This is a genomic window from Paenibacillus sp. cl141a (assembly GCF_900109305.1).
In the GTDB taxonomy this organism is placed as follows: domain Bacteria; phylum Bacillota; class Bacilli; order Paenibacillales; family Paenibacillaceae; genus Paenibacillus_AQ; species Paenibacillus_AQ lautus_A.
Genome location: NZ_FNZO01000003.1, coordinates 316,656 through 331,991 on the forward strand (window position 1 = coordinate 316,656; position 15,336 = coordinate 331,991).

The 15,336-nt window shown below is 54.2% G+C and carries 10 protein-coding genes; 4 read left to right on the top strand and 6 right to left on the bottom strand.

From position 1 onward, the window contains the following. Positions 1-55 precede the first annotated feature (55 nt). The 4 genes from BMX45_RS11420 to BMX45_RS11435 all read left to right on the top strand — a co-directional run bounded on the left by BMX45_RS11420 (position 56) and on the right by BMX45_RS11435 (position 6,126). Positions 56-1,342, top strand: a complete 1,287-nt coding sequence (locus tag BMX45_RS11420) for an alpha-L-fucosidase (RefSeq protein WP_090909781.1) — start codon at positions 56-58, stop codon at positions 1,340-1,342. A gap of 65 nt (positions 1,343-1,407) precedes the next feature. Continuing rightward, positions 1,408-2,433 (top strand): carbohydrate-binding family 9-like protein, encoded by a 1,026-nt coding sequence (locus BMX45_RS11425; protein WP_090909782.1) that lies wholly within the window; start codon positions 1,408-1,410, stop codon positions 2,431-2,433. Positions 2,434-2,440: 7 nt separating this feature from the next. Further along, complete coding sequence (locus tag BMX45_RS11430) at positions 2,441-5,080, top strand: transglutaminase domain-containing protein (protein WP_090909783.1); 2,640 nt, start codon at positions 2,441-2,443, stop codon at positions 5,078-5,080. Continuing rightward, positions 5,080-6,126 carry a glycoside hydrolase family 18 protein gene (locus tag BMX45_RS11435; RefSeq protein WP_090909784.1) on the top strand — a complete coding sequence of 349 codons (1,047 nt, stop codon included), beginning with the start codon at positions 5,080-5,082 and terminating at the stop codon, positions 6,124-6,126. Before BMX45_RS11430 ends, BMX45_RS11435 begins: the two co-directional genes overlap by 1 nt. Positions 6,127-6,313: 187 nt before the next feature. Here the strand turns inward: BMX45_RS11435 and BMX45_RS11440 are convergent, their stop codons facing one another. The 6 genes from BMX45_RS11440 to BMX45_RS11465 form a co-directional block, all read right to left on the bottom strand. Then, positions 6,314-8,611 (bottom strand): helix-turn-helix domain-containing protein, encoded by a 2,298-nt coding sequence (locus BMX45_RS11440; RefSeq protein ID WP_090909785.1) that lies wholly within the window; start codon positions 8,609-8,611, stop codon positions 6,314-6,316. 438 nt (positions 8,612-9,049) lie between these two features. Further along, positions 9,050-10,627, bottom strand: a complete 1,578-nt coding sequence (locus BMX45_RS11445; RefSeq protein WP_090909786.1) for an amidase — start codon at positions 10,625-10,627, stop codon at positions 9,050-9,052. Positions 10,628-10,989: 362 nt separating this feature from the next. After that, positions 10,990-11,763: a twin-arginine translocase subunit TatC gene (tatC, locus tag BMX45_RS11450; RefSeq protein WP_090909787.1), complete on the bottom strand. Its 774-nt coding sequence runs from the start codon at positions 11,761-11,763 to the stop codon at positions 10,990-10,992. Further along, entirely contained in the window at positions 11,720-11,941 is a 222-nt protein-coding gene (gene tatA, locus BMX45_RS11455) for a twin-arginine translocase TatA/TatE family subunit (protein WP_090909788.1), read from the bottom strand. Before tatA ends, tatC begins: the two co-directional genes overlap by 44 nt. A 24-nt stretch (positions 11,942-11,965) precedes the next feature. Further along, a complete protein-coding gene (locus tag BMX45_RS11460) occupies positions 11,966-13,591 on the bottom strand; it encodes a PhoX family protein (protein WP_090909991.1) in 1,626 nt (541 codons plus the stop codon). A gap of 776 nt (positions 13,592-14,367) precedes the next feature. Next, positions 14,368-15,219 carry a lipoate--protein ligase family protein gene (locus BMX45_RS11465; protein ID WP_090909789.1) on the bottom strand — a complete coding sequence of 284 codons (852 nt, stop codon included), beginning with the start codon at positions 15,217-15,219 and terminating at the stop codon, positions 14,368-14,370. Positions 15,220-15,336: the final 117 nt, after the last annotated feature.

The following is a 15,336-nucleotide window of genomic DNA, read 5'->3' on the forward strand; positions in this document are numbered from 1 at the left end:
CTGCATAAACGATTTCTCTCACGTATAACGACTTCAAGAAGAGGTGTGGACAGATATGCAGAAATGGTTCGAAGAAGCCAAGCTGGGGATCTTCATTCACTACGGCATCTATGCCGTGGACGGGGTCTCGGAATCCTGGTCCTTCTATAACGGGAGGATTACGTACGACGAGTACATGAAGCAGCTGGACGGTTTTACGGCATCGAAATTCAATGCGGAGAAGTGGGCGGACTTGATCGAGAAATCCGGCGCCCGTTATGCCGTGCTGACAACGAAGCACCATGACGGCGTCGCCCTGTGGGATACGCAGTACAGCGATCTCAATGTGGTCAAGCGGACGCCGGCCAATCGGGACATCGTGCGGGAGTATGCGGAAGCGATCAGGGAGAAGGGGATTCACCTGGGCATGTATTTCTCCCTGATCGACTGGTCGCATCCGGATTATCCGAGCGTGTTCGAAGGAGGCAGGGTGCCGGAGGATCTCAGCGGCGTCAATCCGCACACCAGTCCCGTGGACGGCGTTCAGGATCAGGAGAAGTGGAAGAAATTCCTGGAGTTCAACAACAATCAGCTGCGGGAAATCCTGACGAATTACGGGAAGGTGGATCTGCTGTGGTTCGACGGCGATTGGGAACGCAGCGCCGAGCAGTGGAATCTGCCGGAGTTCAAGCATTATCTGCAATCCTTCAATCCGGATATCATCATCAACTCGCGGCTTCAGGGCCACGGCGATTATAAAACGCCGGAACAGGGCATTCCGATCACGAGACCGGAGGGACCGTGGGAATTCTGCACCACGATCAACACCTCATGGGGCTACGTGCCGACAGACCATAAATACAAATCATTAAACCAGATCATTCGGATGTTCTGCGACTGCATCTCCATGGGCGGCAACATGCTCTTGGATATCGGTCCCCGCGAGGACGGCACCATCGATCCAAGGCAGGAGGACATTCTGTTTGGGCTGGGAGCTTGGATCCGAACTCATGAGGAGGCCGTATTCGGAACGGGCGAAGGCATTATGACCCGCTATTATCTGGGAGGAAGCACGATCTCCGAGGATCGAAAGACATTGTATTTATTTGTTTATGACGACCCGAAGGAGAATGTGTGCATCAAGGGACTGTGCAATCCGATCAAGAAAATCACCGTGCTGCATTCAGGCAAAGAGCTTGAACATGAAATCCATGGAGGCGTGCCTTGGTTCAACATCCCGGGGACGACGTGGATCAAGATGACGCCGGAAGATACGCATGAGCAGGTGACGGTCCTTAAGCTGGAGTTTGACGAAGAGCTGGAGATGTACGGCGGCTCGGGAGCCGTCGTCACCCATAACTAACCATATCACGGGGAGATAAACGCTTGATAGGCGCTTAGCCTCCCTCACGAAGCGGAGAGAATGACATGAACAGAAGTGGAGTGCCGGAGCCGAGGATTGAGTATGCTCCCAAGCATTACATATGCAGGCGTGCGGGGCAGCCGCTCGTGCTGGACGGTCGCGTGGATAAGGCATTCTGGGATGCGGCGGAATGGACCGACGATTTCGTTGATATCGAAGGGGATCTACGCCCGAAGCCGGCCAAACGGACCCGGGTTAAAATGCTGTGGGATGACGACTATTTTTATTTTGCCGCCGAGCTGATCGAGGATCAGATTTGGGCGACCTTGACGGAACGCGATTCGGTTATTTTCTATGATAATGACTTTGAAATATTCATTGATCCGGACGGGGACAGCCATCAATATTACGAATTCGAGATCAATGCACTGAATACGGTATGGGACCTGCTGCTGGTGAAACCGTACCGGGATGGCGGGCCGCCGGTTAACGGCTGGGATATCAGCGGTCTCAAGACAGCGGTGTTTATCGATGGGGAGTTGAATCGACCTGGCGCCGATAACCGGAAATGGAGCGTGGAGGTCGCGATTCCTTGGACCAGTCTGAAGGAATGCGCCGAAGGCGGCCGCCCGCCGTTGCCGGGCGAGTTCTGGCGCGTCAACTTCTCGCGCGTCGAATGGCAGACCGAAGTGCAAGGCGGGGAGTATCGCAAGGTGGTGAATCCGGAGACGGGCAAGCCTTTTCCGGAGGACAACTGGGTGTGGTCGCCCATGGGCATCATCAATATGCATTACCCGGAGCTGTGGGGTTATGTCGTATTCGCCGACGGCGAGGAGGGGCATCAAGCATTCACGCTCCCGGAAGACGAGCGGATCAAATGGGAGCTGCGCAGGCTCTATTACCGGCAGCGTAATCACTATGAAGCCCACGGTGAATTTGCGCGGGAAATGAAGGAGCTCATGGGCGAGGATTCGTGGAGCATCCAACCCGTGATTGAAACGACCCGCAGCCTGTTCCAGATGAGCGCGCCTTCTTCCGACGGCACGGCTCTGATCTGCATTCGGGAAGACGGAAAGCTATGGAGGGAGTGAGTGGAGGATGACCAGCCAAACCATGGTGTTCTCGCTGGATTCGCAAACGCTGGAGCGGATCGAGCAGAAGTTTCAGGAGAAGATCGTTTTTGCGGAGGCCCGCAAGGATCAGCTGTTTCACGTATTTGAGCAGGAACTGACGGAAGAAGAGACTTGGGCCTTGAAATATTTGTTTGCTTACATGCCGGTGAACGACTTGGCCGACTACGATGGTGCATTGTTCTTAAGCCATGTGCGCCAAGCCTTGGACATCCGTAAGCGCGTGCCTTGGGGCGAGCGTGTGCCGGATCATCTGTTCCTGCATTTTGTGCTTCCATATCGGGTCAATACGGAAAATATTGAGGATTTCCGCGGTATCCTTTACAACGAGCTGGCCGAACGGACCGCGCGGTTATCGATGGCAGACGCCATTCTGGAGGCCAATTACTGGTGTCATGAGAAGGCTACCTACATCGGCAGCGATCTGCGAACGATTTCGCCGCTGACGATGATCCGGAATGCGCGCGGACGCTGCGGCGAGGAGTCTACGCTGGCGGTGGCCGCGCTGCGAAGCATCGGGATTCCCGCGCGTCAGGTGTATACGCCGCGCTGGGCCCATTGCGACAGCAATCATGCCTGGGTGGAAGCATGGGCGGACGGCCAGTGGTATTACATCGGGGCATGCGAACCGGAAGTCCGGTTGAACCAAGGGTGGTTCAGTCCGCCGGCGCGCAGGGCCATGCTGATCAATACGCGAATTTTTGCCGATTACCCGGGGCCGGAGGATATTACCCTGAATGAGAAGGGATTTACGGAAATCAATTTGCTGGAGAACTATGCGCCGGCCCGAACCCTTGACGTGATCGTGAGGAACGAGCAGGGAGAGCCCGTATCCGGTGCAAGCGTCCGGTTTGAGCTGTACAATATGGCTGAATTTTATCCCATTGCCGAGATCAGGACGGATGAACGGGGAGCGGCCTCCTTCAAGACGGGTTATGGCGATCTCTTGATTCGAGCGGTCAGCGAAGGCAAGTGGAGCGAAACCTTATATAAGGCCCACGATAACGAACGTATTGAGCTTGTGCTTGCTTCATCCGAACAGCCGGCAGGAATCGTGGATTTCGATATGGTTCCTCCGCCCGAAGGAGAAGGAGATGCCGCGTCGGCGCTGTCAGAAGAGATGATCCGGGCTCATAACCGCCGTCTGGAGGAAGGGTCAAAGATCCGGACCGACTACGAGGGGACATTCCTGAGCGAGGAAAAGGCATTCGCGGTGGCCAAGACGCTAGGGCTGCCACCCGCACGGGTGTGGGACGTTCTGCAAAAGGCCAGGGGCAACAGCCGCGAAATCGCCGCTTTCCTGGAGGAGCGATCGGGCGAATATGGCGAGTGGCCGCTGCGGCTGCTGGAGTCGCTGAACGAAAAGGATTTGATTGATACCTTCCGCCAAACGCTGGATGATCATCTGATAGGCGCGATCTCCCGGCGCGGATCGTGGGATGAGGATACCTTCGTGAAGTACATCCTGTGCCCGCGGGTCTCTTATGAAATGCTGGTTCCGTATCGACGCGTATTCGACCATGCCTTTACGGCCGCGGAGGCAGAAGCGTTCAGGAAAAATCCATCGAAGCTTGCCGGCCATTTGGAGCAAGGCTATGCGTATCATGAAGATCTTCCCAACTTGAAGGGCAAGGGGAATCCGGCCGGCACGTACAGCCTGATGAAAGGAGACCAGCAGTCGCTGGATATCCTGTTCGTGGCGGTATGCCGCAGTCTGGGAATTCCTGCCCGGCTGCATCCGAGCGAGCAGAAGCCGCAGTTCCTAGGTGATGGCGGTTGGGAAGATGCCGTATTCCGTCTGGCTTCCCATCCGAACCAGGAGGGATCGAGCTGGGGGATGCTGCAGCTCCTCAGGGATACGGAGGTTTCGAAGGACGCGCCGGCCGCATCCTATGCCGAGAATTTTACCTTCGCCCGCTTGGAAGATGGCGTGTACAAGACGCTGGTATACCCTTATGGCATGACCGATGTTTACGATGGGCCGTATGAGGTGGAGCCGGGTTCTTACCGCTTGACTTCGGGCGTCCGGCTGAAGGACGGAACGGTAAGCGTGCGCTTCACGTACTTTACCGTGCGAGCGGATGATACCGTGGAGGTAGCGCTGACTTATCGGGAAACGGCGGTCGACATTCCCGTGCTGGGCAAGCTCGAGACGGGCGGCGTTTTGACCCGGCTGGATGGAACCGGGGCCGTTCTGAAGGGGCTGTTGGGATCAGAGGGAGCCATCGCTGCCTGGATCGAACCGGAGCGGGAGCCGACCAAGCATCTGCTTCGCGAGCTGAGCGAGCTGGCTGAGCCGCTCGACAAGCTGGGATTGCCGATCGTGCTGGCAATCGGAGATGCGGAATGGACGGCTTCCTTTGATCCGGCTGGCTATCCCAAGCTGCCGGCGCGCACGGTATTCGTGCGGGATTCCGGTTATGCTTCCTTATCGGGCTTCATCCCGGATCCTGCCGCGCATGAAGCCGGTTACCCTCATTTGTTCGTCCTGGACGGCCAGGACCAGATCCGTTATGCGGCTTCGGGATACAAGATCGGCACCGGGAAAGAAGCGCTGCAGATTGCAGCCGCGATATCACACCCTAGAATGGATCGGAGTGAAGTGTAATGACGAAGTACATTGCGGCGGGATACGCCGTCGATTCGGCTCTTCCCGACATGACGCATGAGGATTTGGCGAAATTGACGCATCTGAACGTGGCCTTCGGCCATGTCAAGAACGATGAGATCACGAGCGAGCATCTGAAGAATGGCGAGGTTGTCCGGAACATCAAACGGGATCACCCGGATCTTACGGTGCTGCTGTCCGTTGGCGGCTGGAGTGCGGGCGGTTTCTCGGAAGCCGCCTCAACTGAAGGGGGAAGGGCTTGCATGGCCGCATCCGCCATACGGGTGCTGGAGGAATACCCTTTTGACGGGATCGATCTGGACTGGGAATATCCTTGCTACGGGGAGGCCGGCATAGCGTCAAGTAAGGACGATAAACGGAACTTTACCCTGCTGCTCAAGACGATCCGGGAGGCTCTTGATGCCAAGGGCTCGCAAGACGGGCGTCACTACCTCCTTACGATAGCTGCAGGGGCCGACCAGTACTATGTGGACGGCACGGAGATGGCGGAGGTTCAGCAGTACCTGGATTTTGTCCAGTTGATGACCTATGACATGCGCGGCGGGTTTCAGATCCTGACCGGACATCATACGAATCTGTACACGCCTACCGGCGATCTGTTCCGAATCAGCACGGACGCTTCCGTGAACCTGTTCGTCCAAGCCGGCGTCCCGAAGGAGAAGATCGTCATCGGTGCCGCATTCTATTCCCGCGTATGGAATGAAGTGCCGGACCGGAACAACGGCCTTCACCAAATGGCCGGCAGCACGGGCGGTTATGGTCCGGCGTTCGCGGAGCTGGCTGCCGAGTACATCAACAAGAACGGCTACATCCGTTATTGGGATGAGGAGGCTTGTGCGCCGTATCTGTTTAACGGCTCCAGCCTGATTTCTTATGACGATGAGGAATCGATTCGGTGCAAATGCCAATACGTGAAGGAGCAAGGTTTGGCCGGGATCATGTTCTGGGAATACGGATGCGACCCGACCCGTCGCCTGCTGACAGCCATGCATCAAGGACTTCAGAGCATCCCGGCCGGGAAATAGAAGATGCCGGCGCTGCGCGATGGCTGGCTGGCTGATAACGCCTTAAAACATATGAAAACCTCCCTTGGACCCTAGGGCCCAAGGGAGGTTTTCATTTATCCGGCGAAACCGTTACTCGACGCATTCCTTGATACAATCGTCTGAACCCGTTCTCCGATGCACATCTCGACGCCGACATCCGAAACCGTTACCCGATGCACTCCTCGTCGTCGTCGTCCGTGGAATCGGCGGCGTTGGGACTGTGCATTTTGCGGTATTGACCCGGCGTGTAACCCGTCTCTTTCTTGAATTTGCGGATGAAGTTCGGTGTATCCAGGTAACCGACCCGCGTAATGATATCCTTTAACGGGTCGGATGTGTGCAGCAGCTGCCGGATGACCTCGTCCATCCGCTTCTGCCAGATGTACTGCGTAAAGTTCATGCCGATCTTCTCTTTGAAGGAGCGGCTGAAATACGAGGAGGAGATGGAGAACTTGGACGAAATCGTGCCGAGACTCAGGTCATAATCCGTGAAATTGGCATCGATGTAAGCGACGATTTCGTCCATCAGGGAGCTTTCTTCCGTCTCGCTCTTCGCCTCGACATGGGCGCAGATTTCGGCGGCAAGGCCTGCCAGCTTCTTCTCCAAATCCTCCAGCGAGTCATAGGAAGTAACGCGCGGCAACTGGTTGACCACATGATGGATGCCCAGCTCCGAAGCCGTCTTCAGCATCGTGTTCAGAATATCAAAGCATATGCAGCGCAGCAGCGGTACGGACGGCATTTCCGCCTTCAGGTTATTCAATGCGGTGGAAACCATCTGAACCGCCACGTCGTAGCTGCCCTGTTTCAAGCTTTGTACCAGTTTCAGCAGCACATCCTTAGGGACCCAGAAGGAGGAATCCTGCGCACCGGAGCCTGAAAGAGCGTTAAAGAAGGTGCTGCTCCCCTGTCCATGCAGCATGGATGCTTCCAGTGCAGTCGTTGCCTCGATGAAGGACTGATTCAGCTGTTCCGGATAGCTGTAGCGGTTGCCTACCCCGATCGCCGGAGAGACGCCCGTGTGCTCGGCCGCGATCGATTGCAGCGCCAGGGCAATGGGCTCCATGCGAGCGTTAAGGCTCGCTTCATGGCCGGTTTCCGCATCGAATCCGACGATGAGGGCCAGCTGATCGGGCTGCGGCAGCTCCACGCCATAAGCATAGGCGGAAAAAGCGGTCAGCTCCACATCATTCATCAGCTGCATGACAGGCCGCCGTTCCGGATTGTCGCCGATGGGAAGGGCATGCGACTCCCAGCCCATGGTCACGACAAAATAGTGGGATCGGCTGAAGCGGATGCCCAGCTTCTCCGTATACTCGGCGGGGAACTCCCCGGTATGTCCGTGCTTCAGCAGCATGAGCAGTATATGATTTCGGGCATAGGGCTCTTGAAGGTCGACGCGCTGGCTGTAATCATGCAGCGTCTTCTTGATCCATTCCAGCTCGTTGCTGGGGGTGGACGGTTCGGGATCATTCTTCAAGCGAATGAACTCCATCAAATCCGAAATCGGATGGTATTGCCTGCGGGCCAGCATGATCGCCAGAATGGTGCCCATCATCACCACGAAGGAGAATACCAGGACGATAAAAGTGCGAATATGCACGATGCGGCCGAAAAATTGGTTGCTTGGCATCGCGGTGACATAAGTCCAGCCCGTGTCGGATTTGACGGACACAACCGAATGGGGCTCTTGGTTCAACGAAAGGCTGTGCGTTCCCGGCTCAAGCGAGAACAGCGCGTTGACCTCCTGCTCGGTAATGGTCTCGCCTTTGTAATTGGCAGCCAGCACTTGTCCGTAATTATCGAAAATATAAGTCATCCCATGATAATCGCTGAGGATGGAGTCGATCAATCCCGTCAGATTGGATTCGTGGATGAAGTACATGACGGTGCCGTGAGCCGGCGTATTGTTGGGTGCAATCGGCACAAGGTATGCCAGCATGGAATTCTGGGTTTTGGTCCCTTGCACGACCTGTTCCGCCGGACGCATGGTCGGGATCTGGACGGAGTTTAAATCCCGGACCATCTCTGTTTCGTTCCAGCTGTTGAATTTGTAGCGGTCGGTAAAGACGTTCAGGTTCTCAAAGCCTTGAGACGAGTAAATGCTGTTATCTCCGCGGAAGAAGAGGAATAGTTCATCGATGATGGAGCTAGTGGCTTTGTATTTGACCAAGGCCCCGATGGATTCCCGGCTGTAGTACGGATGGTGGGTCCAATAGCGGGTCAGCTGCTCGTCGTAGGCAATTCGAAATGCGATGTCCTGCAATTCCTTCATGCGTTCGTCGATGACGGTTTTGGCTTGGGTCAGTTGATTGACGTTGGTCTGCTCGATCTCGGAACGGAGCGTATCCACGGCATTGTGGTAAATGATGATGGTTAATATAACAAGAGGTATCAGGAAAATGGATATGTAGGACAGTGTGTATTTAAGCAGAAGCTTGGACTTGAAGTGATTCCATTTCATATCTGCACCTCCCGGTATTTTAAGATTATGGAATGATAAAATTACAGCGAAGCCGAACCATTCGATAATCGCAAGAAAAACGCCTCTGGGCATAAGTCTATCATCTGCAAAGGTACGTCGATAGACGTTTGATCTTTTCTATTGTCTGATAGCGCTATCATAAATAAAGGCAAGGCTGTAGCTTTCACGATTAGCCGCCGGATGTTCCTAATGAAAATACTAGGAGAACTTGACTAATAAATCAATGGATCATGACTAAAATTAATTGGAAACATGCCAAAAATTCGAAATCGCAATGTAATTAACGAAGATATTGGATGTTTATAGGCCGTTGCCGGGCTTCTATGGACGCGCATGTCTTATCATTGCCTAAGTTGCTTGAAAAAACCGGAGCCGCTGTGGCTCCGGTTGATTTGGGCTATGCTGATCAGGCAGGTATTAAGGCTTGGCGACAAGCGTTGGGGCGACGCGATGCTTCGTTGCCTGCTCGTAGTCGTAGGCCATGCCGAGCAAGTCGGCTTCGCTCCACATTTTGCCGACAAAGGCGATGGAGAACGGAGAACCGCTCTTGTAATATCCAGCCGGCACCGTGACGAGAGGAACGCCCGCGATGTTGATCTCGGGAACGGTAGTGTCGGCGATTTTGTCTTCGCTGTGAAGCAGCGGCGTTTCCTTATACATCTGAGGGAAGACGAGTGCATCCAGCTTGTGTTGATCCAGCACGTCGTTAAAAATATGGAGATACTTCGTTCGGATTTCCGTGAATTTTGAGAGATCAGGGACGACACTAGGATTTTTCAAGGCTTCCGGGTACCTGGCGAGCGCCGATGGGGTCTCGCCCGTCTTCTCGATCAGTTCATCCACCGACTGAATGGCGGCATTCGGACCCAGGCGCTTCAGATACTGCTCCATATCGTACACGATCGATTCAATGCCGATGGAGCCTGACGATTTGGCGAATTCGGCGAATTCCGTATCGGCGAACGGATCGGTAACCACGATGGCTCCCTGACTCTCCAGTTCCTTCACGGCCCGGTCATATAGTTTCTGGGTCTCCGCCGTCAGCTCTTCGCCAAGCCACCCCGGGCCATAGAGACCGATGCGTTTGTTCTTGAGGGCCAACGGATTCAGCTTGGAGGTGTAGCCTTTCTTGGGAATGTTGCCGATCGATGCAACAGTCTTGGCATCTTCGGCTGTATAGCCTGCGATGATGTCCAGCATGACGGCGGCGTCGTGAACCGTACGGGCATGCGGGCCGACAACGTCCCTGGTGCTTCCGGCGAGAGGCACGACCCCGGCATTCGGCACCAATCCGAAGGTTGGCTTGATGCCGACCAGCGCTTGGGCCGCCGCCGGATTCTGGATCGATCCGCCGGTTTCTTCGGCAATGCCGAGCACGGCAAAGTTGCCCGATATGGACATCGCCGTGCCGGAGCTGCTGGCGCCCGGGACCAGCTTCCGGTCGATGGCGTTATAGGTGTCGCCAGCCCAGCTGGAGCTGGCGCGCGTACCGTCGGAGCTGAATGCCGGGATATTGGTCTTGCCCAATATAATGGCGCCTGCCGCCTTCAAGCGGGCAACGACGGGGGCGTCCTTCTCCGGAATCAGCTCGATTCCGCCGAGTTCTTTGCTAAGCGGGGCCCAGCCGAAGGTGGACGGGAAGCCGGCGACGTCGACGGCTTCCTTGATGACAATCGGCACACCTGCAAGGGGGCCGAGCTTCTCGCCGGCCGCCCGGCGCCGGTCAACCTCGCGGGCTTCCTGAAGCGCGCCCGCATTCATCATGGTGAACGCATTGTAATTGGATTCATAGACGCCGATCCGGTCGAGGTAGGCCTTCACAACCTCTTCGGTCTTGAACGTTCCTTCCGCGTAACCCTTTTCAAGCTCCTTCAATGTAATTTCCTCATAGGCAAACCGTTCAGCTGCCGCAGCGGTTATGCTGTTCATGGCCAATCCAAGCAGGAGCGCCATGGACAACACGCGTTTGAATATCTTGGTTTGTCTTTTCATCATTCATCATTTCCCCCATCCGTCGTTTTTTCGCATCTCCCATGCGATCTTAGAGAATATCAAGGAACTGAATTGCTATAATGTAAGTATTGATAACATAAATATGACAATCTCTAAGTGGTTTAGAACATTTCACCTCCTGATCCATAACATTTTAATGACAAAGTAGTGTTGAATTCTTTGTTAATTAGTAAAGTTAATGGTTTTTTTTGAAGGAGTCAATCATTTTATGAGATTTCGATAAAAAATAATGTAAGATAATCTTACACAAAATAGAACCCGTGGTCACGACAACCTGCTTGCTTAGGCTGTCTAGTCACGGGTTCTTGAAGGTTCCGTCCAACTTCGGGGGAAACGGACGTGGATTAGGTTGCGCTGCCCTCCGCTTGAGCGAGCTGCAGCTGCTTGCGATAGATGAATCTGGAGATCGAAACGCTGATTTCGTACAGCAGGAACAGCGGGACGATCACGATCAGATCGGACATGATATCCGGCGGCGTAATGGTCACGGCCACGATGCAGAGCAGGAAGTAGGCTGATTTGCGCATCTTGGCCAGCCGGTGGGGATTCACGATGCCGAGCTTCGTCAGAAAAACGACGATGGCGGGCATTTCGAACAGAAATCCGAACGGTACGGTCATATGAATCATGAACGTGAAGTATTTTTGCGCGGTATACATCGTTTGGAATATCCCTTCGGCCATGCGCTGCATGAACTGCAGCACCATCGGGAACAGCACGAAGTATCCGAAGCAGATGCCGGTAATGAATAACACGCTGATGACGGGAATGAGCAGCATGGCGGAGCGGTGGGTTCCGTCCGGCAGCGCCGGCTGCACGAAACGCCATATTTGGTAAGCGGCAATGGGAAGCGTGACGGTGACGGCCACCACGCCCGCAATGATCATATACACCCACATCACTTCGGAGGGACCGAGCAGAACGAGCTGCTCATCCATCCCGCGTACCAGCCAGTGATAGATCTTCTCGACGTAGATGAAGGCGGCCACCATTGCGACCAGAAACGCAATCAGCGTGCGGATCAGGCGCTTCCGCATTTCCTCCAGATGCTCGATCGCGCTTTGGTCGTTCGGATTAGCCGTGCTGCTTATCGACCGCTGCAGCAGTCTGCGGAGCATCGTCTTTTTTCCCATTCTCGTCGTCTCCGTTCATCAAGCCGCGGGTTGCGCCCTTAAATTCGCTTAAAGTTCGCCCGAAAGCGCGACCGAGCTCGGGAAGCTTGGAGGGACCGAATATGATGAGTGCGATAATCAAAATAAGAATTAAACCACCGATTCCAATGTTGCCAAACGGCATGATCCTCGCTCCTTTCGATTGGTATTATTCCAGTTTGAAGCCGCTAATCGCCACGACCGCGCAGCGTGCCATCTTTTCGCCGGAGCGGTGAGGCCATGTACTGGTTGGTTTGCTGAGGTCTTCCGTATTCTCGCCCGGGTGTTGAACGGACAGGAAGAGCGTCTGCTCGTCGGGAGTGAAGAAAGGGCCTGTTAGCTCGGACTCTACCGGCCCGGAAGCGAATTGCAGCGCAACTCCTTGTTCCGGCCCGCTTGTCGGAATCACGAACAGTCCGTTGTTCATAAAGGATTTATGAACGCCTTTGTTCTGACTGCTGCTGGAGATGTCCGTCACGACCCACAGGTCGCCGTTCGAGTCGAACGCCAGGTTGTCAGGTGAGCTGAATCCGGATTGGCGTCCGCCGGCAGCAAAAATCTCGAAATCGAACTCCATGGCGGCCAGATCGTTGCCTGCTTCAAAGATACGAGTAATATGACCATGGATGTTGCCGTGATTGTCGTTGTTCGTATGGCAGACAAACACGGTGTTATCGAACGGCGAGATTTCGATGTCTTCCGGACGGTCCGTCGGCGTCCCGCCGACAAGACGCGCAGCTTCCTGGCAATAAGTGACCACGTCGCCTTGGGACTTGAATTTGGCTTGGAGCTCTTTATCCTCTGTAGTGGCCTTGTTTACAGCTTCAAGGGTGACCGGCTGCCACTTACCCGATTTCAGGTTGGCAACGTACAGGGTTCCGTCTTCCAGAAGCGCAGAGTTAGCGCGCCCTTTGCTTTTATCGTATTTGTGCTTGCTGATGAATTTATAGACGCAGGCATCCTTCTTGTCGTCGCCCATATAGACAACGATCCTGCCGTCTGCGGCAAGGCCCATGGCGGTGTTCTCATGATTGAATCTGCCGAGGGCGGTATGCTTTTTCAAGAAGGATTTATCGAACGGGTCCACCTCGACGACCCAGCCGTAATGCGTATCCGGCAGGTTCGAGACTGCCGCCGTGTCTTCGAAATTCTCTTCGCAGGACAAAACCGTGTTCCACAGCGTTACGCCGCCGGAGCAGTTGGCAAACGTGCCGGTCGCCGTCGTGGCGCCCTTCAGGGCAGGGATGCCCTTGGCCGGGCCGGTGATATCGAATTTGCTGAAGCCGTTGATGCGGCGGGCATGGGTGGAGGTGGTGTCCATTTTCCAAACGCCCTTCTCGTCGCGGTATACCTCAATGACCGACATGCCTTGGTAATACAGGTTTTTATGGATTTGATCCGCCGTCATTTTCCCGTCCTTCACAGGTCCGATCGAGAAGATGGTGGAATACTCATGATTGTTGACCAGGAGCCCGCGGACATTGGAGCCCTTGAGCGGGAAAAATGCGTTGTAATCGCACCCGGAGCCGAATTTTTCGCCAGCCGGATTGATTACGTCATCGAATGCCGCAATGACATCATATTTAAAATTTTTAGGCAGGACGAGCTGGTCTGCTTTGGTTGGTTCGATTGGCTCGAAGTAGCCGCTGACCCGATTCGTTTTGAATCCGAACAGATGATTTGCGGTTCCGGACATGGCGGAAGCCTTTCCTTCCAGCACGCCTAAGCCTGCGGAAGCAGCTGCCAATGCGGTTGCGCCCGTACCCAGATAAGACAGAAACGTTTTGCGGTCCATCGTTTTACTCAAGCTTATCCACCCCTAATGTATAAATTGCCATCAGGACAAGTTTATAGGGGAAATGTTATGGGAATATCATCGGTGAATGGTGGAAATGTAAAAATAAAGTAATCTAGGTATGGTACACGATTCTAGTTTTAAGAACTTGGCCTAGCTGCCAATTGATGGTGCCAAAATGAACAGATTCAGTTATTTGGGCTTTAGGGTGAATTCGATTAACCTACTGTGTCGAACGGATAGAGTGAATCGAAGGACGCGAATGGATGGACGTATTGTATCGATAGGGTGAGGTTTGTTTGTCCGCAGAATACCAGGCGCTGAATGAGCTTGTTGACTGTTGTAATGATTTGAGGACAGAGGTTCCGCTATTACATCTCGATTGGTTGGTTTGGGGTTAAATGAGGACACCAGATCCGTTATTGCATAGAACATGGCTGTTAATCATGGTATTTCATGGTATTTATAGTAGATAGCGGATTCTGAGTCCGGAAGTACGGGGAAAGTTGCTGTTTTTTCGAAATAACGGATCTAGTGTCCATTAGGTTTGCTTATTCGTCTCTTGGATATCTGCAAGAACTGTTGCATGCTCCCGGCAGTACTGTAATAATACAAACGGAGTTTATAGGTACGGGATCATATTGAACTGGTGCAACATTTTGAGGACGTAGGATCCACGCTAAGTGCGGATCAAGATATAATAAGAAGGGGATTCCCCTTTCAGTATAAAGAACTATATAGACTGATTAATCAGCCTATATAGTTCTTTATTATGATTAATTAAGGTTATACCGCTGATGCATCTGTTCAGCCATAATGCGGATATCTTCAGCCCCAGGCATCGTAAACCTGGAAGCCGCTTCGGCCAAATCCTTGCCTGCCTGCCATCCTCGAATGACCCCTTTAACGGCTGCCGTGAATTGATGCACCGCGTCGAAGCCGATGCCGATGTTGGTCAGTTCCTCAAGGCTCGCCGTGCTGTCAGCTTCTACTAAAGGATATTGCTTGGGATCTGCTCCTACGGCGGCGATATCATAGAAGGAACGAACCAGCCGGGCGCGTTCGCTGCCCGAACCTTCGGCAATGATAAAAGCCTGGATAATGAAGGCTTTCCGCTGCCGCCGCTGGGCAATGCCGCAAAATTTGAGGCCGCCGATGCTGAGATCAAACGTACCGGGGCAGAAGGCGCCGGCAATTTCGCCGGTATCGACGTTTTGGCCCGTACCGCGGAGGGCTTCCCGGATCAGCTCCACCATAACTTCAAAGTCTTGATGGAAATCAGGCGCCGGTCCGGCGGAGGAAAACGGAAGGATGAGGGAGAGGTTCACCACGCCCGCGTCCAAGGGCACTGCGGCACCGCCCGAATGGCGAACGGCGGTGTCATAGCCGAGGTAACGAAGGTGGGCCTCTCCTTGCAGCGCCTGGGGCAGGCGGCTGTCGCGCACGCCCATGACAAAGGCGCGCGGATGCCGCCACAGATGGCAGATGGCGGGCCCGCCCTCTCCGGTCAGCCTGCATAAAAGCTCGTCCAGCGCAAAATGATACAGCACGTCCTGGTGCGATAAATTATCGGTCCGGTCGAGCAGCAGGACGGGTTGGTCTTCAGGTAGTATCAGCGGAATGTTCACGCTTGTTGCGCCTCCTTAATAGGGATAGGGTAAATAAAGCCCGATCAAATCTTTTTCCATGAACAGCATACCACAAATTCAGGTTCTTCCTGATATCGCAAGAAAAACTTCCTCTAA